Genomic DNA, 20,616 nt, shown 5'->3' on the forward strand with positions numbered 1-20,616 from the left:
TTCAGGAGTGACCTGTGGATAAGTTGAAAGGCGCCTTGCTGGTCGGCGCTCTGCGGTTGTTTGCGCTGCTGCCCTGGCGGGCGGTGCAGGCGGTGGGCTCGGCGATTGGCTGGCTCATGTGGAAATTCCCCAACCGTTCCCGCGACGTGGTGCGGATCAACCTTGCCAAGTGTTTTCCCGAGATGGACCCGGTCGAACGTGAGCGCCTGGTAGGCCAGAGTCTCAAGGACATCGGCAAATCCCTGACCGAAAGCGCCTGCGCCTGGATCTGGCCGGCACAGCGCTCCATCGAACTGGTGCGCGAAGTCGAAGGACTGGAAGTATTGAAAGAAGCCCTGGCCTCGGGCAAGGGCGTAGTGGGTATCACCAGTCACCTGGGTAACTGGGAAGTGCTCAACCACTTCTATTGCAGCCAGTGCAAACCGATCATTTTCTACCGTCCGCCCAAGCTCAAGGCGGTGGATGAATTGCTGCAAAAACAACGCGTACAGTTGGGTAACAAAGTCGCGGCGTCGACCAAGGAAGGTATTCTCAGCGTCATCAAGGAAGTGCGCAAAGGCGGCCAGGTGGGCATCCCCGCCGACCCGGAACCGTCTGAGTCCGCCGGTATCTTCGTGCCCTTTTTCGCCACCCAGGCCCTGACCAGCAAGTTCGTCCCGAACATGCTCGCTGGCGGCAAAGCCGTGGGCGTGTTCCTGCATGCCCTGCGCCTGCCGGACGGCTCCGGGTACAAAGTCATCCTCGAAGCTGCGCCAGAGGAGATGTACAGCACTGACACCGAAACGGCCTGCGCTGCCATGAGTAAGGTGGTCGAGCGTTACGTGCGTGCCTACCCGAGCCAATACATGTGGAGCATGAAACGCTTCAAGAAACGCCCACCGGGCGAGGCGCGGTGGTACTGAAGGCCCGCCTGACCGATCAGTGCGCCATGATTACGCCGAATCTGGGGCGCACTGATAAATAGTGCAAGAGGCTCTCGTGCGAGGGGAGTTGTCATGTTTATTGCCGGGAACTACCCGTCCCGGTCTTGAATGCAGCTCCTCATGCCCACCCCTAACCATAAAACAGTCGATAATAAAAGCGTCATAACCTCAATGAATCACTACTGTTAAGAACGGTCTATTCCGGCGGTGTCTCGCTAGCCATAAGTCGAATAACAGCCTTAATAAACTGCGTCTTATAGTGCGCGACGCAAAAACAATCTCGACCTTTAATTAGTCCTGGATGGTTTAGATGTCGCTAAAAAGAGTTAAGGCTAAAGCGCTTCCAATCACTGAGGAGTTGTTGCAATTACTACGGGCAACACAACACGCTCAGACTGTATGGAGCGTCACCGTCAATGATATTGACGCGTCATGCGATGAGGTATGGCTTGCTCGGATGTGGGAGGTCGAGGGCCTCGAAGCCCAATACCGAGCGTGTCAGGATCGGCTATTTCTGTACCTGAAACAGGCCATCCAGATTTAACCAGTCCGTTGAAGGCTGCGCTGTTCCCGTTGCTTGCACTAGAGATGCGGGCCCACCAGAACCGAACGATCATGAACATTCGACTAAAGAACTAGACAGTTTATGAGTGTTTGAAAAATACCTCTTAGTTTGACAACGGACCTCTCGCGCAATCGCCGGCCGGCTGTGAGCTGTAACCTTTCAGCGACGCCTTAGGCCAAATAGACTGTACATAGCGCTATTTTTTCACGTATGAGGCGAATTGCTCTCCAGAGCACTTTAGTTGCCACTCTACAACTAAAGCATTCAGGTTCACGGTCGACACTCAGGGCGCCATGTTCATTCCATCTGAGTTACAACGGGAGTCTTTATGTTTGACTGGATCAGCAATATCCGTGTCAGCGCGAAATTAAGCTTGGGCTTCGGTCTGGTACTAGGGCTTGCGCTGTTACTGGCATTCACGGGGTGGTACGCCATTGCGACGTTGACCGAACGCGGCGTTAAAATCGAGAAAATTGCTCAAATCAGCGATTACACCAAAGAGCTGCGAATCAATCGATTGCGTCTTGGTGCAAATCCTCAGCCCGATGCCTATCAACCGCTGCAGAAAATCCTGGACAATCTGGCGGCTCACTTGCAAAGCATCAGCACTCAGTTCACTGCCCCGATTGATCAGGAACTGATGCAACAACAGAACACATCCGTCAGAGAATACGGACAACTATTGCTTGATCTGGCCAAACCCAATGCTGACCAAGGGCCCATATATAAACGTATGGGGCAGTTGGGTGATCTGTTGCTCGATACGACGCAAAAGCTCATTGACTCGCAAAATACCAAGCGCGATGCCGACGCCGCGTCTGCCAAGGTTCTGCTGGGTCTTGTCGCTGCCTTGACGTTGCTATTGGGCGCACTTGCTGCGTGGATCATTACCCAACAAATCGTTAACCCTCTGCAATACACGCTACAGGCCGTGAATCGTATTGCCAGTGGGGATTTGAGTGAGCCCGTGCAGGTCAATCGGCGTGATGAGTTGGGTCAGCTGCAATCGGGTCTTCAGCAGATGACGCTCAACCTTCATGAGCTGATCGAGGGCATTCGATCCGGCGTCATTCAGGTTGCCAGTGCTGCCGAACAGCTGTCGGCAGTCACCGAGCAAACCAATGCAGGCGTCAATAATCAGAAAAACGAAACGGATCATGTTGCCACCGCGATGAGCGAAATGACCGCAACGGTGCAAAACGTCGCACGCGATGCTGAAGAGGCCTCAACTGCCGCAACCGCAGCGGATCAGCAAGCCTCTGAAGGAGAGCAAATCGTGAATGAGGCCATAGCGCAGATCCAGCGTTTGGCCGAAGAGCTCAATCAGTCGGCTGACGCTGTACGCCATCTCCAGGAACAAAGCGAAAAAATCGGCGGGGTGCTCGATGTGATAAAGGCGGTGGCCCAACAAACCAATCTGTTGGCGCTGAATGCGGCCATTGAAGCGGCACGCGCCGGCGAGGCTGGCCGTGGCTTTGCAGTGGTAGCAGACGAGGTGCGCAGCCTTGCCTTGCGCACCCAGCGCTCCACTGAAGAAATTGAAAGTCTGGTGGCCGGTGTACAGAGTGGTACTCATGCCGTTGCCTCAGGCATGGAAAGCAGCCAACTGTTGGGCGAGAGCAGCGTCGAATTTACCCACCGCGCGGTGATCGCCCTGGAAAACATCACGAGTAAAGTATCGATCATTCAAGCCATGAATCAGCAAATCGCCACCGCAGCGGAGCAGCAAAGCGCAGTCGCCGAGGAAATCAATCGCAGTGTCATCAACGTCCGCGACATCTCCGAGCAGACGGCCGGCACCTGCGAGGAAACCGCTTCCTCAAGTACTGAACTTGCAAGGCTGGGCCATGAACTGGAGAGGTTGGTAGGACGTTTTAAAGTGTAGATGTGGCAGGGATGGCGCCGTTTTGCACCCGCAATGCCTCAGGTATCACGGGTACCGGCGCCAGCTGTGTTCCTTCTCTGCTCTCAACCCCTGCCGTTCGGATCGATTTTTCCAAGCTCGGAGAGGGGGAAATGGCCTAAGCTCGCTTACTTCCAAATCAGCCAAGGAAGCGTCAATGGGCATTCAACCCGATCAGCGCTTTCAGCTACCGACATCCGCCAGCAAAAACGCCAAGCGAGGATCCGCCTTCGATGGAGTCACCGCCACGATCTCGGCTTGCACGACGTCTTCCATCACGAAAGGATCGTTGCTGACCCGATCCTCAAGCTGGGCCAGAGCGACTCCACTGGCCAGAATCATCCCGCCGGCCTGTGGCTGGATACTGCCGGCCATGAGAAAAACACCCTCATCAAAACCGCGCTGCAGCCACTCTTTATGTGCTTGCATCAGCCGGCCCACCTGATCACGTCCGGCGGAAAACCTCAGAAAAATGACGTACATAGTTGTCCTCCCTGAAAATCATGGTGGTCGTTTGATCTAAACCTTTACCTCATCCGCGAGGCCGTCAAGCCATGCACACATGCGCTCGGCCTCCCGTCGGATGAAGCGCTCGTCTTGAAATGCCTGTGCAAGCAACGCAATGCCCTGGCTGAATGCCAACACATGCATCGCCAGCGAGTCCGCGTCCGTTTCATGCCCGAGCAGAACGAACTGGTGGCATAACCAAGTGCGGAACAAGACAAACAGCTGATTGGACTGTGGCTGTGCGGGGTGGCCAATCTTGGCCAGTTCGCTGCAAAGCGTGCCGACCGGGCAGCCATGACGAATGATCTGCGCTCGATTCGTGACCACGATGCGGATGAAATCCTTGATGCGCTCGGAGGGGGAATCGCTTTGGCTTTCCCATTCCTCCAGCATTCCTGATGTGCTCATCATGCGTTTGCCGATGACGGCATCCAGAATCTCGTCCTTGCTCTTGAAGTGGTAATAAAAATTGCCACGGGAAATACCCACGGCGTCGGCAATGTCAGAGAAAGAGGTCAGCTCATAGCCTCTTTCATAAAACAGCCTGTCCGCCTCCGCGACGATGCGCTCGCGGGTCGTTTTGTCAGCCATTCAGATGCGCCAGATTGCGTTGAAGTGTGATTAGGACGGTTGACCTAATGTCTGGATTTGAGGGTAGGACGGTCATCCTAATCGGTCAAGTGAAAGAAGTTCATCGGTGTGTGAGATCAGTGATGTCGGGCGTGCGTATTTCCAGAGCTAGAAGCCGGGAATGGTCGAGCGCAGCGGGGAAAGTTTGGAAGAAGTCGCGGCAGATTTCGTCAACGAGCGCCGCAGCACCTCGATCATCCAGCGCCCGGCGCGCTTGAGGAAGTCGCCAAATGATTATCTACGCCAGCCCGGAACAGGCCTCGGCCACCACCGGCGCGGCGCTGCGTGTTGATGGTGGGGTGGTGGATAGCATCGTTTAGGACCTCGGAATATGTTGCAAAAAAACGCCGCTTCCTCGTGAGAGATAAGCGGCGTTCTTTCTTTTGGAAGCAACATGGGTTGATTCGACCGGTTTTTGGAGCGATGAAGAAATGTTCAGCTCACTCTGTTTTCGATGAGTCGATCGGAGCCACCCTCGGCCACTCGGTTTTGGATCAGTCGGTCCGAACCACCCTCGGCCACTCGGTTTTGGATCAGCCGGTCCGAACCACCCTCGGCCACTCGGTTTTGGAGCAATCGATCCGAACCGCCCTCGGCGACACGGTTCTGGATCAGTCGATCCGAACCGCCTTCAGCCACACGGCTTTCGATCACGCGATCCGAACCACCCTCAGCGACCGTAGGTTGAACATAAGAAGCCGCAAACGCATTGCCGAGGGACAGTGCCAAAAGCGAACCAATGAGAGTTTTGTTGAGCGTTTTCATGTCCTGATCCTTTTTATGCGTAGATGAAGTGAGTTAGACGGTGACGTGCAAACGGACGTCGACGTTGCCGCGAGTCGCGTTGGAGTACGGGCAAACCTGGTGAGCGGCGTCGACCAGCGCTTGAGCATCGGCTTGATCCAGGCCTGGCAGGCTGATGTGCAGGTCGATATCCAGGCCGAAACCACCAAGGATCTGACCGATGCCGACGTGGGCCGTGATCGAGGCGTCAGCCGGAATGCTGCGTTTGCTTTGGCTGGCGACAAACTTCAATGCGCCGATGAAGCAGGCGGAGTAGCCGGCTGCGAACAACTGCTCAGGGTTTGTGGCTTCACCACCCGCGCCGCCCAGGGCTTTTGGAGTGGCCAGTTTCACGTCGAGAATCTTATCGCTGGAAACAGCACGGCCATCACGGCCACCGGTGGAGGTTGCGACTGCGGTGTAGAGAACGTTCATGGTGTTTCCTCTTTACTGATGGGTTTGATCGGTTTTGTTTAGCGCTAAATGTTTGCGCGCTAATCAGTTGGGATAAAGTTAGCGGCCAAATGCTTTGCGCGCAAGATAAATTTTCAGAAAATTTCTAGCTTTTGATTAACTCGTTGATTTTTATCTGAATTTATTTCGTTCGATGCCAGGTCGCATGACCTGTGAGGTGAACCAATAAGAGACGGGGATCAGCAAGGCCTGCGAAACTGCAGGCATTTGGATAGGGAAGGAATTTATAAGCACAATGAGCGTTGTATGGGATCGTTCCCACGCTCTCACGTGGGAAACGCCGTCAAGGACGTCCGCGTTGCGCTTCGGAGACGCTATTCGCTGTCAGCGGTGCAAATGGCTTTCATCGCCAGAAACGTAGTGGGAGTGGGACCAATCTGAGTCTGCATGTTGACGAGCGTAGGCGCCCCAGGATTACCTTCCAGGCGGTATGGCCCGTTACAAACCTTTCTGGCCTTGTCATTGATATTTTCCAACATGCCTTCCCTAGAGTTAAAGACACTGCCGCCGCAGGTAAGCATATATTCGCCTGGTCCTACTCTATCAGCGGAGGTGAAGGTACAACCTGCCATAGCGGAAAGGAAAAACCCGAGTGCTATTTTTTTCAACCGCTAGACCTCTTCTGAAAGTTGGAAAACGAGCGGCATGTAACAAAGAGGCGAACCCTACTGAGCAACCGCGACTTGATTACGCCCCAATGCCTTTGCCCGGTACAACGCCTTATCGGCACTGTTCATCAAACCATGAAGATCCTTATGAGCGGCCTCCGTCGACGCCACGCCAAGGCTGGCGGTTACCCGATGGACCGGTTCGATCATCATTCCAGCAATGCTCTGGACAAGTCCTTCCGCGATATCGGTGGCGACCTCAATAGAGGTATTTGGAAGCAAAATGGCGAACTCTTCCCCGCCGAGCCGCCCATGGATATCGGTTGTCCGAAACGATGAACTGATGACCGCCCCAATCCGGCGCAACACCTGATCCCCGACCTGATGGCCGTAGGTGTCGTTGATATGCTTGAAGTGATCCATGTCCAACATGACCGCGCACAACCCTTGCCGCTTGGCCTTGCATTCGTCGTAGAGTTGCTGGGCATGCTCGAAAAAAGCCCGCCGACTCTTCAGGCCGGTCAATTCATCGGTTTGTGCGGCACGGGTTGAAATGCGGTTGGCCTGTTCCATTTCTCGGGTAAGACGAAAGGCGATTTCCAGTGCCTGGGACATTTTGTGCGTGGCGCGGGCCGCAAATGCCGTGAACACCAGGATTGAAAGTGCCATGCCGACTTGAATCGGGGATGGTTGAAACAGCAGCCAGGCGGTGCACGGCAACAGCACCACGCCAATGGAGACCAGGGTCATATCGCGATAGGCCGAATAGCAGGAGACCGCGCTGACAGTCATCCCCACTGTAAAAAGCATGACCAACGCCTGGGACAAGAGATCATCCGCCGGCATGACCACAAACGCGCCGACGCCCCAGATGCCGGCGGATAATATGAGCGAAAACCAGTACTTGCGCTCCCAACGCTGCGGCGTGCGCTGACTTTCGTCACTGCGAAAATAGACAACGAACATCGCGATACGCAACAGCGTCGATGTGCTCAAGATGCCCAGCCACCAAAGAATGACGCTGTGCTCAAACCGATCCCAACACAGCCAACTCAGCATGATGGCAGCCAAGTAACTGCCAAAAACCGCGGAAACGGATTGTCGAAACAGTTGCTGCAGGCGGTCAGTTCGTACTTGCTCGTCTATGCAAAAATCTTGGCCGTTCCGAGATCTTGGGCCATCCATTTGATCCACCTGATCGTGACGCAACGAAAACGACGATTGTGGCACCCTGCCACCAACGCAAACAACTGAATTACAGCCAAGGCCCCGATTGAACCGAAACCCCGTGGCGAGGGAGCTTGCTCCCGCTGGGCTGTGAAGCAGCCCAACCATTCCTACAGACAAACTGCATCATCTTCTTTACAAGAATCAGGCCGGAATCAATCCTGCCTCCCGGTAGCTCAAGATCAGATCATCGAACAGACCGACATCCGCCCGAGTTCTCGCGATTAACTGAGCACCCGCCACAGCGGTGTAAATGGCCAGGGCTCTACGTTCACATTCCGCTGCGCTGCCCATTCCGGCATCCGCCAACACCTGGGCGAGCCACGTCACATTAACGTCCGCAAATGCCCGGATCTCCCGCAGGACTTCATCGGGAAGGTCCTCGTATTCGGCAGCCATGAAGCTGGACAGACAAAGCTTGTTGCCGTCCTCAAGCGACTTTCGAAAAAGGGACGGGTACAGCTGCACGCACACTTTTGGCTCGACATTGGCGGCGCGTATCTCCTCTAGCGCCCGCTGCACGTCCTGCCAGTAGCGTTGCGCGACCGCAGCAGCCAACCCCGCCTTGCTCGGAAAGTGGTAGTAAATGCTGGCGTTCTTGATGCCTACCTGGTCGGCAATGCTACGAAAATTGATTCCGCTGTAACCGTGCAGTTGGGCAGCGGATTTCGCCGCCGCCAAGATGGCTTCTCGAGCATTTTCGTTCACGTTACCGCCTCGTTTACTTAATCGATGAACTCATTTGAATGCGATTCTACGCCCGGATTGTCTTGCCTGCCAATTGTCAGGTAGGGAGTTGACAGGGCCAAAATATCAGCTCAGTCTTTTACCTACCAATTGACAGGCAGGTGATCCGATCATGTCTTCTTCACAACAACGCGCTGACGTTTCCACGGTTCCTGGAATGAAAATCTACGATTGGTTCAACGGCCCCTACCCCGCCCGCGTGCGCATTGCGCTGGCGGAGAAAGGCCTGTTGCCAAAAATCGAATTCATTGCAGTGAATCTCTGGATCGGTGAGCACAAGAAACCGGAATTCCTCGCCATCAATTATTCCGGCACATTGCCCGTGCTGGAGCTGAACGATGGGACGCTGATCGCCGAATGCACGGCGATTACCCAATATCTGGACAGCCTGGTCGGCGAACCGACGCTGACGGGCGAAACGCCCGTTGAAAAAGGCCTCATCCACATGATGACCAAGCGTGCCGAGATCGAATTTCTCGACGCCGTCAGCACATACTTCCACCACGCGACGCCGGGCCTCGGCCCAGAGGTCGAGCTGTACCAGAATGCCGAGTGGGGCGGCCGGATGCGCGACAAGGCGATCAGGGGCATGCGCTATTTCGACAACTTGCTCAAAGACCAGCCCTTTGTGGCGGGCGACAGGTTTTCGATGGCCGACATTGCGGTACTGGGCGGCATGATCTTCGCCTCGCTGGTGCAGGTCCCCGTGCCTGATGAATGTGCCGCACTGCGCGCGTGGCACGCCAGGATGCAGGAGCGCCCAAGCGTCCAGGCATGGCGCGCGATGGTCGAGCGTGGCGCTGCGTAGCTCGGATCACAAAGAAAAAACCCGACGCTTAAAGTCGGGTTTTTTCTTGGAGTACGGCGGCAAGTCCGACGTGCTTATCGATTATTCGACCTGCGACAGTTTGGCGTCGTCGCAACCGGCAGCACGGCACTCGCGCTCGACAGCCTTGAGAATGACGATACGCGCCTCGGTCTTCTCGTTGGCACAGTCCAGGTAGAGCAGGCCATCGTTGGAACAGGCGCTGTCACGATTTTTGATCCACTGGATTTGAGCGGCTTTCACCTTTTTCTTTTGATCCGGGTTCAGGGCACTCATCGTCTTCTTGTATTGATCATTGATGTCCTGATCCGACTGAACCATTTTCAGCGACGCGCAATAGGTTCTGTCATAGGCGTTTCTAGGGTTATCGCAACTCATCGCAGATGCCGATGCTGATGCCATTGCCAGCAACGCCCCAACCAACAAAGACTTGATCACTGATTTCTCTCCCTGAATGCCCTCTATTGATTAGAGGTCGCGGCGGGAATTTATCATGAGGGTTGTAGAACAATGAAGCAGATCCCCGACCGACCGCGGCGGGACTGCCAGAATATTTGTGCTCGGGCACAACCGCTTGTGCACCTCGCCCTGGGTTTTATCTTTTTCCTGCCAATGCCCATCAGTGGCCGGGTTTAGTAGCCTCCCAAAAAGCAAACCCGACATGTTGTGTCGGGTTTGTTTTATTTCATCCGTCGGGCGGTCCTTTCCGATACAGGTGATCACCGAGCCAAGAAGCAGGAAGCATCGCTATCGTTGACTGCCCTGCGCTTGAGGATCTCTCAAGGTATTGCTGCCCTGGTGAACACGTATCGCAAGCTGCTCCAAACCGCTGAGGTCGGTTGGCGGTCTTCCAGCGACCTTGGCCGCCTCGTCCCAGCGGCGCAAACGCAGGCTGTCGGCAAACAGCGGGTCGGCTTCGAAAGCCTTGGCTTCAGGGGTCGTCATCGGTCCGCCCTGCCAGTGAAGGGTTTGCCGGCTGGCCGCACTCAACCCTGCCAGATAGGCCGGTTCGCGCCAGCTCAGGTAACGCTTGGCGTCAACATGCCGCGCCACCAGCCCCGCCAGACGCTGGGAGAACCCCAAGCCCAGCAGCCAGTTTGCGCCCACTCGCTCGTGGCCGCGACGGCCAAGGCCGGCCATTGAATTTTGCGCCGTCAGCGGCGCACAGAAGTGCCCGACATCGTGGCAGAAAGCGGCCAGCACCAGTTCCTCATCCGCCCCTTCGTCACGTGCCAGCTCGGCGGCCTGGACCATGTGTTCGAGCTGGCTGACCGCCTCGCCGATGTAGTCCGCCTGCGCCTGCTGGCGGCACAGGGCAAACAGCTCGGCCACCGCTTGTTCCGCGCTCATGGGATGCAGGCTTGCGGCATTGGCCCGCGGCCATTCTCCTTCGCCGAGCAAAGCCGCCAGGCTGCGCTCACCCAGGCCCAGGCCGACGCTCATGCCCAGGCCGGTGTGCATCAGCACGGCGCTGACCCCTGCTCCGGCTTGCACCACGCTGAACGGGCCGGGCCCGCGCGAGCCGTATACGCCCTGCCAACGTTCCAGCACTTGCAGCTTGCCGCCCAGGGTGTGCTCGGCCAGCGCCAACATGAGGTCGTCCACGCCTTCGGCATTGAACGGCGAAGCGTCGCTGCCGTAGTCGTGGGAATCGCCGATGATCAACTCGCCATGGGGCGTCGGGCTGACCAGCAGGTGGATGCCGTGGGTTTCCAGTTCCGGCTGCTCGCGGCGGATCTGCGTGCGGATGGCCTCGGCTTCCGGCAGATCGGCGAAGGCGCCGTAATGCACGCAACTGAGTCCGGTGAGCACCGCATGTTGCAGGTCCAGCGGCTGTTGCAGACGGGCGCGCAGCATCTGCAAGCGACACACCGAAGGCTGGAGCGCGGCCAGCGGCTCGGCCAGCAAGGTCTGATAATCGTGTCCGGAGCAGACCACGATGTGCTTGGCGCTGAAGCGCCCGGCGCTGGTCAGGGCGCTGCCTGGCTCGACGTCTCGCACCAAGGTGGAAAAGTGGAACTGCACGCCCAGCGTGCGCAGGTAATCGACGATCTGCGGCAGCGCCTCACGGGAATACAACTGCTGGTCATCAAGACCGTGCAGGGCGGCGCGATGATGGGCGAAACGCCCGCCGTACAGCCCATCCAGCGCGGCACCGCGCAGCAACTCGACACGGTAGCCATGCTCGCGGGCGCGGCCGGCGCAGAAGGCTTCGAGCAAAGCTTCCTCGGCTTCGCTGCGGGCGAACAGCAGTGAGCCTTGTTGTTTGAGCTGCAGGCCAGCGGCCTGGCCCAGTTCGGCCCACAGGCCTCGCGACTGGCGGGCCAGGTCGAGCATCACGCCCGGCGCCTGGCCGGTGACCAGGGCCTGGCCGAAGTTGCGGATGGAGGCGCCGAGCGGCGTGTGGCTGCGCTCGAACACGCGCACCTTGAGACCACGCTTGGCGCCAGCCCAGGCGTGGGCGAGGCCGAGCATGCCGGCGCCGACGATCAACAGATCGCAGTCGTGCTGACTCATGGGGAAACTCCTGGAAAGAAGAAGGCGGCCGCCAACGTAGTCGGCCAGGTCATTTGGCGACTGGCTCGGACTTACCGTCGTAACGCTTGCGCCATTCGGCAAGGATCTTGTCGCGATTCTCCGAGGCCCAGGCGAAGTCGTTCTTGATCAGGCGCTGCTCGTAGTCGGCGGGCAGTTCCTGGAAGCGCTCGGCGATGCCCGGCTGGGCCAGCACGGCGAAGTTGGCCTTATAGAGGTCCATGGCCTCGCGGCTGGCGGAGAAGTCGGCGAGCTTCTTCGCTGCGTCCAGCTGCTCGGTGCCCTTGACGATGCCGGTGGCCTCGATCTCCCAGCCCAGGCCTTCTTTCGGCAGTACGATGTCCAGCGGCGCACCTTTGCGCTTGAGCTGCACAGCCGGGTACTCGAAGGAAATGCCGATGGGGAACTCGCCGGCGGCGGCCAGCTTGCACGGCTTGGAGCCGGAATGGGTGTACTGGCCGATGTTCTGGTGCAGCTTGTCCATGTAGGCCCAGCCCTGTGGTTCGCCGAAGGTCTGCAACCAGGCGCTGACGTCGAGGTAGCCGGTGCCGGACGAGGCCGGGTTGGGCATGACGATCTTGCCCTTGTACACCGGGTTGGTCAGGTCTTCCCATTTGGTCGGCTTGGGCAGGCCCTGCTTCTCGGCCTCGATGGTGTTGAAGCAGATGGTCGCGGCCCATACGTCCATGCCGACCCAGGCCGGCGGGTTGGCGGCATCGCGGTAATTGGCGCCGATCTTGTCCAGGTTGGCCGGGGCGTAGGCTTCGAGCATGCCTTGCTGCTTGAGCACGGCCAGGCTGGAGCCAGCCAGGCCCCAGACCACGTCGGCCTGCGGGCGATCCTTCTCGGCCAGCAGCTTGGCGGTGACGATGCCGGTGGAGTCGCGCACCCACTTGATCTCGATATCCGGGTGCTGCTTCTCGAAGGCGGCCTTGTAGGCGGCCAGTTGTTCCACTTCGAGGGCGGTGTACACGGTCAGCTCGGTGTTGGCCTGGGCCTGCATGGCGCAAGCGGCGAGCAGGCCGGCGGCCAGAGCGGTACGTTTGAACATGGGAAGCTCCTGGGTTGGCATTGTGTGGCGTTGGTTGTTCGAATTCAGCAGGCCTGCGGGCTCTCGCCCCGGGCCAGGCGAGCGTTGATCGCGTCGATCACCGGCGGCAGTTCGGCAAGGGTGTCGATCAGGTAATGCGGCCTGCTCGGCGCGAACAGCGCGTCGATGCGCGTGCGCTCGGCTTCGCGCTGCGCGGGCGTCAGGGCCTGGTACTGCGCCCAGTCAAGGCCCAGGAAATTGCCGGAGAAGCGCAACGCCACGGTCCACATGCCGGCGCTGCGGCCTTCGAGAATGCCCGGCTCGGTGTCGTCGACCTTGACGCAGGCGGCGACATCGTCGAGACACAGCGCGACGACATTGGCCAGCGCCTGGGCCGGGCTCGGCCGACCTTTCGGCACCTCGTCGGTGGCCACCACATGATCCGGGCTATAGCCATTGGCGGCGGCCAGTTCGACCACTTTGTCCATCACCTGTCTGGGATAGCCGGAGCAACTGCCGAGCTTGAGCCCGCGTTCGCGCAGGGCGGCGATGCACGCCAGCGCACCGGGAATCAACGCCGAGTGCTCGCCGACCTTGGCGATCTGCAAGGGCATGAAGCGCTCATAAATCGCCGTCACATCTTCATCGCTCGGCAGGCGGCCGAAGCGACGCTGGTAGCGCTCGGCAATCGCCGGCAGGTTGCAGAGGGTGCGAATGTGGTCCCACTTGCCCATGCCCATCGGCCCGCGTGCCTCGTCCAGGCTGATTTCGATGTCGAAACTGGCGAAGGCCTCGACGAAGATGCGGGTCGGCGCGAAGGAGCCGAAATCGACCACGGTGCCGGCCCAGTCGAGAATGGCGGCGTGCAGGCGGTCGGGGTGTTGGTAGTGCATGGCAGTCTCCAGGGTAATCAATGGCCGGCGGTCGCGCGCCAGGCTTGGGCCCGACGCAGCAAGCCGCGCGAGGCTCCCGCCAGCAGCAGCGACACCGCAGCCGAGGTGAGCAGAATCAAGGTGGACATGGCAGCGGCGCCGCCGACATTGCCGGCGTCGTCCATGTTCAGCACGGCGATGGCGGCGAGCAGGCTGTTCGGGCTGTAGAGGAAGATCACCGCCGACACCGTGGTCATCGCCGAGACGAACAGGTAACGCAGGATGTCGAGCAACGCCGGCAGGCAGATCGGTAGGGTGACGCGCAGAAAATGGCGCAGCAGCGGCACCTTCAGCGACAGCGCGGCGGCCTCGAACTCGCCATCGAGCTGGCGCAGCGCGGCGCTGGCGGTCAACTGCGCGGTGGTCAGGAAGTGTGCGATGGTGCACGCCACCAGCAGGGTCAGGCTGCCATACAAGCCATGCAGCGGGTTGCCCGGCAGGTTGAAAAAGAACACGTAGCCCAGGCCCAACACCAACCCCGGCACCGCCATTGGTACGAAGCTGAGCAGGCGCAGGGCCTGGGTCAACGGGCTCTGCCGGGTCTTCTCCAGCAGGTAGGCGCCAGTGAAGGTCAGCAGGCTGCCGAACACGGCCGTGCAACCGGCCAGCAGCAGGCTATTGCGGTACACCTGCCAGCCGCCGGGCAGTTCGGAGAAGGCGTAGTGGTGCAGCGACAGCGACAAGTCGTAAGGCCAGAACTTGACCAGCGACGAGTACACCGCCATGCCAAACACGCCGAGCAGCGCCGCGCAGATCAGCAGCACCACGGCGAGGAAGGCCAGGTCGCGATAGCGCGACGGCTGCGGGTGATAAACCTGGGCACGACCGCTCATGGCCTCGCGCTGACGGCGGCGCAGCCACAAGTCGACGGTGAAGCTCAACAGCGCCGGCAACAGCAGGACCATGCCGATCAGCGCGCCGCGGCCGAACTGCTGTTGCCCGACCACCGCTTTGTAGGCCTCCAGCGCCAACACCTGATAATCGCCGCCGACCACCACCGGCACGCCGAAATCGGTGATGCACAGGGTGAACACCAGGCAGAAGGCCGCGAACACGCCCTGTCGGCTGCCCGGCCAAGTGATGCTGCGAAAGGCTCGCCACGGTGAAGCGCCCATGCTTGAGGCGGCGTCGAACAAGCGCGCATCGGCCAGGGCCAGGGCCGAAAGCAGCACCATCAGCGCATGGGGAAAGGTGTAGATGGCCTCGCCGATGACGATGCCCCAGAACCCATAGATATTGTCCGTGAGCAGATGCCGAAGCACGCCCTGGTTGCCGAACAGGTAGATCAGCGCGATGCCCGGCAGTATCGACGGCGCCAGCAGCGGCAGCAGGGAAATGCCGCGCCACAGGCCTTTGGCCGGCACGCAAGTGCGCTGCAACGCATAGGCAAAGGCGTAGGCCAGCGGCACGACGATAGCGGCCACGGTCAGCGAGACCGTCAGGCTGTTGCCCAGCAGCCAGCGGAAGTTGGCGCTGCCGAACAACTCGGCCGCCGCCGTCAACCCACCGCCCTGCCCCGGCTCGCTGGCGAAGCCGCGCCACAGCATGGCCAGCAACGGCAACAACACGGTGAGAATCAGCAGCACCAGCAGCAACCATTGGCCACCGTGGATGAATAGACGGTCGGCCAGGTCGGCCGGCATGCGCCGCGCGCCGGCCTGGGGCTTGCTCAGCAACACCTGTTCCATCAGACGAACACCTGCAAGCTGCGCGGCGGCAGCGCCACCCAAATGTCCGGGGCGCCCAGGCGCGGCATGGCTTCCGGCGCCAGCTCGGCAAGCAGGGTATGACCCGGCAGGGCGTCCAGCTCGAAACTCAGGCGGCAGCGATTGCCGAGGTAGGTGATCTCGCGCATCTGTGCGCTGAACAGGTTGTCTTCGTGCATCAACGGATTGATCACCACCGCTTCGGGGCGGCAGAACAGGCGACCGCGCTCAGCCGGCCGCACCCCGTGCAGACGCAGATTCAGCGCGCCAACCCGGGCATGCTCGCCGTCGCGCTCGTAAGGCAGCCAATTGCCTTGGCCAACAAACTCGGCGACGAAGGGCGTGGCCGGCGCGCGATAGATCTCCTGAGGCGTGGCGTACTGCTCGACCCGACCGTGGTTGATCACCGCGATGCGGTCGGCCATGAGCATGGCCTCGTCCTGGTTGTGGGTGACCATCACGGTGGTGATGCCCAGGCTCTTCTGCAACCGGCGCAGCTCGCCGCACAGATGTTCGCGCACGCGAGCGTCGAGGGCCGACATCGGTTCGTCCAACAGCAGCAACTTGGGCGCCGGCGCCAGGGCGCGGGCCAGGGCCACACGCTGTTGCTGACCGCCGGAGAGCTGGCCGGGGTATTTCTGCTCGCTGCCCTTGAGGCCGACCAGTTCGAGCATCTCGGCGACCCGCGCGCGGAGCGTCTCGCGACTATTGCCGGCCAGGCCGTAACCGATGTTCTGCGCCACCGTGAGGTTGGGAAACAGCGCATAGGATTGGAACAGGATGCCGTAGTCGCGGGCCTGCGGTGGCAGTGTGGAAACATCCCGATCGCCAAAGAAGATGCCGCCGCCATCCTGGCGCTCCAGCCCGGCAATGCAGCGCAGCAAGGTGGTCTTGCCGCAGCCCGAGGGGCCGAGCAGGCACACCAGCTCGCCGGCAGAGACGTCCAGCGACACGCCATCCAGCGCCTGATAGGCGCCGAAGTTCTTGTGGATGTCGCGCAGTTGCAAACTGACCGTAGCCATGGCGGAACCTCGTCGGTGAAATACGAGGCTCATCTTGGGCACGGGGTGCTAAGGCTTTATGGCAGTTGGGCAAAAGCTGCCGATAGTGGTATCGGTGGATTTAGGTAGTGTTTCCACATCGAAGGTGGGCGCGAGGCACCTACGAGGTTGCGGATCTGCGTGGTGACCGTGGGCTGGCTGAGGCCGAGCTTCTTCGCCGCCTGGGTGATGCTGCCCAGGCGGGTGACCATGTGGAAGGATTTCAGCTCGGCGAAGGACATGATGGATACGGCTCTCGATGCGGATCGCCCTCGAAGGAGCGTGAGAAAACATTACAGCTTGGACGTGACAGGACGTCAGTAAATCATGACAGGCAGATCGACTTGCAGCGTTTCCTAACGCGATAAAACAACGTCAGGCGCCATCGCTAAAACCGGCCCTCTGGCTCCGAATTCCAAGGCAAAACGCAGCCTTGTTTATTCCGCCACAGCCATCCTTCCATCAAGCTACGAATCCTTGCGCCATTGCCTACAACTACGCCAGAATCCGCCCGCTTGTGCGCCTTGACCATGGGTTCTATTGTTTTCCTGCCACTGCCCATCGGTGGTCGGGTTTAGTAGCCCGTTGGTATTTAGTAAGGTGCAAGGCTCCTATCAGTCAGGTATTTCCATGCCTGTATTTGATGGCGGCTGTGCGCAGGGCGCCCTCGGGCGCGCCGGCTTGCTAAGTCCCCGGTCTACTAACCTGCGTACAGCTGCCACCCCTTGTTTAGTAGCTAGAGGGTTGCGGCTTCACCTACAGGACTTAGTACATGTTCAAACCTACACCGAATCCGCCAGAGGCGGACCAAGCTTCCCCGCGAACCAAATCCAAAGCCAAGAAACACGACGAAGCCACCAATCGCGCCTTGGATTACTACCTGCTACCAAAACCGAAAAAGTCCGAAGATACGTCCCAACCGGGCCAACTCTTCACCGTCGCAAAAAACGCCGACAACGAATCCCTCCTCGCCAACCTCAGCGAAACCCTGGCGGCAGCTGATGCGATGGTCAGCAACCTGGCTTTCGATCTGGAAGGCCAGCGTCGTCACATCCTCCTCGGCATTCAACAGTTGATTGAATTGAGTTCACTGCTGGCGAATCGGGTGTTGGATAACGTTGATCCGCGATAGCAGGTAAATATCCTTCCCAAAAGCAAACCCGACATCTTGTGTGTCGGGTTCGCTCTATTAATGTTCCAGAAACACGAAAACCCGCAGAGATTTCTCTCAAGCGGGCCTCGGAAGGTAGGCACGAGAGTCACCCCTCATGCGTTGGGATAAGTTTTGTTGCGGGACAATCACTAGGTCAGTCAAATTTGATGAATGCCCGTGATCTTGCAGATCTTTGCGCGACGCGTACATTTCCGAGCATAAAAAAACGGGCCTGCATTCCCACGCAGCCCCGTTTTTTTCACCACCCGATCAGATCAAAACGCCGGCAAAACCGCGCCTTTGTACTTCTCAAGAATAAAAGCCTTCACTTCCGGCGTATGCAGCGCCGCCACCAGCTTCTTCATCGCCTCACTGTCCTTATCATCCTCACGAGCCACCAAGATGTTCACATAAGGCGAGTCGTTACCTTCAATCACCAGCGCATCCTTGGAAGGATCAAGCTTGGCTTCCAACGCATAGTTGGTATTGATCAGCGCCAAATCCACCTGGGTCAGCACCCGCGGAATAGTCGCCGCTTCCAGCTCGCGGAATTTCAGATCCTTCGGATTTCCGGTGATGTCCTTGGTAGTCGACAGGATGTTGTTCGAATCCTTCAACTTGATCACCCCAGCCTTCGCCAGCAGCAACAGCGCACGGCCGCCGTTGGTGGCGTCGTTCGGGATCACCACGTTGGCGCCGCTCGATAGTTCGTCGAGTTTCTTGATTTTGCTGGAGTACGCGCCCAGAGGTTCCAGATGCACGCCGGCCACGCTCACCAGGTGCGTGCCCTTGGCCTTGTTGAACTCATCCAGGTACGGCTGGTGCTGGAAGAAGTTGGCGTCCAGGCGCTTTTCCGCAACCTGTACGTTTGGCTGGATGTAGTCGGTGAAGACTTTGACCTTGAGGTCCACGCCTTCTTTGGCCAATGCCGGTTTGACGAACTCGAGGATTTCCGCGTGGGGGACCGGGGTGGCAGCGACAGTCAGTGTCTCGGCGTGGGCGGAAAACGCGGCGGCGGCAGCGAAGGCAACCAGTAGTTTCTTCATTCAGCTAACTCCTTGTGGGGCGCCTGCTCTTGGCGCCTGCCAGCGAATGGCCGGCTCATGGTTTATTGGCCGCGAGGCCTTATTTTCTAGAGAAATGCACAACCAGTTTGTCGCCCACGGTCTGCAGGACCTGGACCAGCACCAGTAGCAACACCACCGTGACCACCATCACATCGGTCTGGAAACGCTGGTAACCGAAGCGGATCGCCAGGTCACCCAAGCCGCCGGCGCCGACCACACCGGCCATGGCCGTGTAGGACACCAGCGTAATCGCTGTCACCGTAATCGCTGCAAAAATGCCTGGGCGGGCTTCCGGCAGCAAGGCGTTGACGATGATTTGCCGGGTGGTCGCGCCCATGGCCTGGGTGGCTTCGATGATGCCGCGGTCGACTTCGCGCAGGGCGGTTTCCACCAGGCGGGCGAAGAACGGTGTGGCGCCGACCACCAGCGGTGGAATCGCGCCGGCCACGCCCAGGGAGGTGCCGGTGATCAATACCGTGAACGGGATCATCACGATCAACAGGATGATGAACGGCAGCGAACGCAGGATGTTGACGATCAGCGACAGCAACGCATAAACGCCCCGGGCTTCGAGCAACTGGCGCGGGCTGCACAAGAACAGCAGCACGCCCAGGGGCAGGCCGAGCAGCACGGTGAACAGCAGCGAACCGAACAGCATCAGAAAGGTGTCGCCGGTGGCCAGCCAGATTTCCAGCCAGTCGATGTTGGAGAAGAACGAATTCAGCAGTTCCATTAGCGCAGCACCTCCATGTGGACATCGGCCGCGGTGAAGCGGGCGAACGCCGCCTCCATGTCACCGCCGGTGATGGCGAGGGTCAGTTGCCCGTAGGGGGTGTCTTTGATGCGGTCGATGCGGCCGGCCAGGATGCTGTAGTCCACGCCGGTTTCCCGGGCGACGGTACCGAGCAACGGCGCGTAGGTCGCATCGCCCTGGAACGTCAGACGCACGATGCGTCCTGGGACGTGAGCGAAGTCGTCGCGCTGTTCACTTTCGTCGATCTGCTCGTCTTCCTGGACGAAACGTTTGGTGGTCGGGTGCTTCGGATGCAGGAACACCTCGGCCACCGGGCCTTGCTCGACGATCACGCCGGCGTCCATCACGGCCACTTGGTCGCAAACGCGGCGGATCACGTCCATTTCATGGGTGATCAGCACGATGGTCAGCTTCAGCTCGCGGTTGATCTCCGCCAGCAGTTGCAGCACCGAGGCGGTGGTCTGCGGGTCGAGGGCGCTGGTGGCCTCGTCACACAGCAGGATCTTGGGTTTGGTCGCCAGGGCGCGGGCAATGCCGACGCGTTGCTTCTGGCCGCCGGACAGTTGCGCCGGGTATTTGCGGGCGTGGTCGGACAGCCCTACCCGCGCCAGCAGTTCGGCGACGCGGCGGTCGATTTCGCTGCGGGACAACTCGCCGGCCAGCGTCAGCGGCAGCGCGACGTTGTCGGCCACGGTCTTGGACGCCAGCAGGTTGAAGTGCTGGAAAATCATCCCGACTTGCTGGCGAAAGCGGCGCAGGCCACCGGCATCCAGGGCAGTGACTTCTTCGCCGTCGACGATGATCTTGCCGCCCGTGGAGTCTTCCAGGCGATTGATCAGGCGCAGCAGGGTACTTTTTCCTGCACCGGAATGGCCAATCAGGCCGAAGACCTGACCGTTCTCGATTGTCAGACTGGTCGGGTGCAGGGCGGGGATATCCCTACCGGCAACCCGGTAGGTTTTATGGACATTTTGAAACTCGATCACGTAGCGAACCTTGTGGGGCGCGTTGGAAAAGGATCAGCGGTTAGCCGGGCGCGCATTTTAGCCTGTCCGTATAGAGGTTCTTAGCATTTATTTGAGATTGAACCAGCGATTTGGCAATAAGGCGATCAAAGGACATAAAAAAGGAACACAGCGAAACGGTATCGGTCACTCATTAAGCAACTCAAAACATGCCCAGGTACCGTGCCTGGTGCATCGAACT

19 protein-coding genes and 3 pseudogenes are annotated in these 20,616 nt (G+C 59.2%); 5 read left to right on the top strand and 17 right to left on the bottom strand.

The genetic code is table 11. The annotated features are described in order from the left end of the window. Positions 1-14 precede the first annotated feature (14 nt). Both VQ575_RS00065 and VQ575_RS00070 read left to right on the top strand, forming a co-directional pair. Positions 15-902: a lysophospholipid acyltransferase gene (locus tag VQ575_RS00065; RefSeq protein WP_039594586.1), complete on the top strand. Its 888-nt coding sequence runs from the start codon at positions 15-17 to the stop codon at positions 900-902. A gap of 914 nt (positions 903-1,816) precedes the next feature. After that, a complete protein-coding gene (locus VQ575_RS00070) occupies positions 1,817-3,373 on the top strand; it encodes a methyl-accepting chemotaxis protein (protein WP_039594585.1) in 1,557 nt (518 codons plus the stop codon). A gap of 201 nt (positions 3,374-3,574) precedes the next feature. Here the strand turns inward: VQ575_RS00070 and VQ575_RS00075 are convergent, their stop codons facing one another. Both VQ575_RS00075 and VQ575_RS00080 read right to left on the bottom strand, forming a co-directional pair. After that, positions 3,575-3,874: a YciI family protein gene (locus tag VQ575_RS00075; protein ID WP_198725912.1), complete on the bottom strand. Its 300-nt coding sequence runs from the start codon at positions 3,872-3,874 to the stop codon at positions 3,575-3,577. Between the two features lie 36 nt (positions 3,875-3,910). Next, positions 3,911-4,489 (bottom strand): TetR/AcrR family transcriptional regulator, encoded by a 579-nt coding sequence (locus tag VQ575_RS00080; RefSeq protein WP_039594584.1) that lies wholly within the window; start codon positions 4,487-4,489, stop codon positions 3,911-3,913. A 163-nt stretch (positions 4,490-4,652) separates the two neighbouring features. Here VQ575_RS00080 and VQ575_RS00085 point away from each other — a divergent pair. After that, positions 4,653-4,848: pseudogene (locus tag VQ575_RS00085) on the top strand (oxidoreductase); the annotation flags it as partial. 115 nt (positions 4,849-4,963) lie between these two features. Here the strand turns inward: VQ575_RS00085 and VQ575_RS00090 are convergent. The 4 genes from VQ575_RS00090 to VQ575_RS00105 form a co-directional block, all read right to left on the bottom strand. Next, positions 4,964-5,293 carry a hypothetical protein gene (locus tag VQ575_RS00090; RefSeq protein WP_039594594.1) on the bottom strand — a complete coding sequence of 110 codons (330 nt, stop codon included), beginning with the start codon at positions 5,291-5,293 and terminating at the stop codon, positions 4,964-4,966. A gap of 33 nt (positions 5,294-5,326) precedes the next feature. Further along, positions 5,327-5,746, bottom strand: coding sequence for an organic hydroperoxide resistance protein (locus tag VQ575_RS00095; RefSeq protein ID WP_039594583.1), 420 nt, complete (start codon positions 5,744-5,746; stop codon positions 5,327-5,329). 704 nt (positions 5,747-6,450) lie between these two features. After that, the gene (locus tag VQ575_RS00100) at positions 6,451-7,578 is read right to left on the bottom strand and encodes a GGDEF domain-containing protein (protein ID WP_039594581.1); all 1,128 of its coding nucleotides are present in this window, start codon (positions 7,576-7,578) and stop codon (positions 6,451-6,453) included. Positions 7,579-7,764: 186 nt separating this feature from the next. After that, on the bottom strand, positions 7,765-8,328 hold the full coding sequence (locus VQ575_RS00105; RefSeq protein WP_045154647.1) for a TetR/AcrR family transcriptional regulator: 564 nt from the start codon (positions 8,326-8,328) through the stop codon (positions 7,765-7,767). Positions 8,329-8,479: 151 nt separating this feature from the next. On the opposite strand from VQ575_RS00105, the gene VQ575_RS00110 reads away from it, so the two are divergent. Beyond that, complete coding sequence (locus tag VQ575_RS00110) at positions 8,480-9,175, top strand: glutathione S-transferase (protein ID WP_325918776.1); 696 nt, start codon at positions 8,480-8,482, stop codon at positions 9,173-9,175. An 81-nt stretch (positions 9,176-9,256) separates the two neighbouring features. Here the strand turns inward: VQ575_RS00110 and VQ575_RS00115 are convergent, their stop codons facing one another. The 8 genes and pseudogenes from VQ575_RS00115 to VQ575_RS00150 form a co-directional block, all read right to left on the bottom strand. After that, the gene (locus tag VQ575_RS00115) at positions 9,257-9,631 is read right to left on the bottom strand and encodes a lysozyme inhibitor LprI family protein (RefSeq protein ID WP_033062452.1); all 375 of its coding nucleotides are present in this window, start codon (positions 9,629-9,631) and stop codon (positions 9,257-9,259) included. A 309-nt stretch (positions 9,632-9,940) separates the two neighbouring features. After that, positions 9,941-10,543, bottom strand: a complete 603-nt coding sequence (locus VQ575_RS00120) for an HD domain-containing protein (protein WP_325919914.1) — start codon at positions 10,541-10,543, stop codon at positions 9,941-9,943. A 36-nt stretch (positions 10,544-10,579) separates the two neighbouring features. Then, positions 10,580-11,710: pseudogene (locus VQ575_RS00125) on the bottom strand (TIGR03364 family FAD-dependent oxidoreductase); the annotation flags it as partial. A 49-nt stretch (positions 11,711-11,759) separates the two neighbouring features. Then, entirely contained in the window at positions 11,760-12,779 is a 1,020-nt protein-coding gene (locus tag VQ575_RS00130; protein WP_045154649.1) for a putative 2-aminoethylphosphonate ABC transporter substrate-binding protein, read from the bottom strand. A 44-nt stretch (positions 12,780-12,823) separates the two neighbouring features. Further along, positions 12,824-13,651: a phosphonoacetaldehyde hydrolase gene (phnX, locus tag VQ575_RS00135; RefSeq protein WP_325918777.1), complete on the bottom strand. Its 828-nt coding sequence runs from the start codon at positions 13,649-13,651 to the stop codon at positions 12,824-12,826. 17 nt (positions 13,652-13,668) lie between these two features. Next, positions 13,669-15,378, bottom strand: a complete 1,710-nt coding sequence (locus tag VQ575_RS00140) for a putative 2-aminoethylphosphonate ABC transporter permease subunit (protein WP_325918779.1) — start codon at positions 15,376-15,378, stop codon at positions 13,669-13,671. Continuing rightward, positions 15,378-16,418: a putative 2-aminoethylphosphonate ABC transporter ATP-binding protein gene (locus VQ575_RS00145; protein ID WP_325918781.1), complete on the bottom strand. Its 1,041-nt coding sequence runs from the start codon at positions 16,416-16,418 to the stop codon at positions 15,378-15,380. Before VQ575_RS00145 ends, VQ575_RS00140 begins: the two co-directional genes overlap by 1 nt. A 143-nt stretch (positions 16,419-16,561) precedes the next feature. Next, positions 16,562-16,678 (bottom strand): annotated as a pseudogene (locus tag VQ575_RS00150) (LysR family transcriptional regulator); the annotation flags it as partial. Positions 16,679-17,208: 530 nt separating this feature from the next. Between VQ575_RS00150 and VQ575_RS00155 the strand changes: the two are divergent. Then, positions 17,209-17,568, top strand: a complete 360-nt coding sequence (locus tag VQ575_RS00155; RefSeq protein WP_325918782.1) for a DUF6124 family protein — start codon at positions 17,209-17,211, stop codon at positions 17,566-17,568. 296 nt (positions 17,569-17,864) lie between these two features. Here VQ575_RS00155 and VQ575_RS00160 read toward each other — a convergent pair whose 3' ends face one another. The 3 genes from VQ575_RS00160 to VQ575_RS00170 all read right to left on the bottom strand — a co-directional run bounded on the left by VQ575_RS00160 (position 17,865) and on the right by VQ575_RS00170 (position 20,396). Further along, positions 17,865-18,635, bottom strand: coding sequence for a MetQ/NlpA family ABC transporter substrate-binding protein (locus VQ575_RS00160; protein ID WP_325918783.1), 771 nt, complete (start codon positions 18,633-18,635; stop codon positions 17,865-17,867). A gap of 79 nt (positions 18,636-18,714) precedes the next feature. Then, positions 18,715-19,389, bottom strand: coding sequence for a methionine ABC transporter permease (locus VQ575_RS00165; RefSeq protein ID WP_014335809.1), 675 nt, complete (start codon positions 19,387-19,389; stop codon positions 18,715-18,717). Further along, the gene (locus VQ575_RS00170) at positions 19,389-20,396 is read right to left on the bottom strand and encodes a methionine ABC transporter ATP-binding protein (protein ID WP_045154655.1); all 1,008 of its coding nucleotides are present in this window, start codon (positions 20,394-20,396) and stop codon (positions 19,389-19,391) included. Before VQ575_RS00170 ends, VQ575_RS00165 begins: the two co-directional genes overlap by 1 nt. Positions 20,397-20,616: the final 220 nt, after the last annotated feature.

It is taken from the genome of Pseudomonas frederiksbergensis (genome assembly GCF_035751725.1).
Taxonomy (GTDB): Bacteria; Pseudomonadota; Gammaproteobacteria; order Pseudomonadales; family Pseudomonadaceae; genus Aquipseudomonas; species Aquipseudomonas frederiksbergensis_A.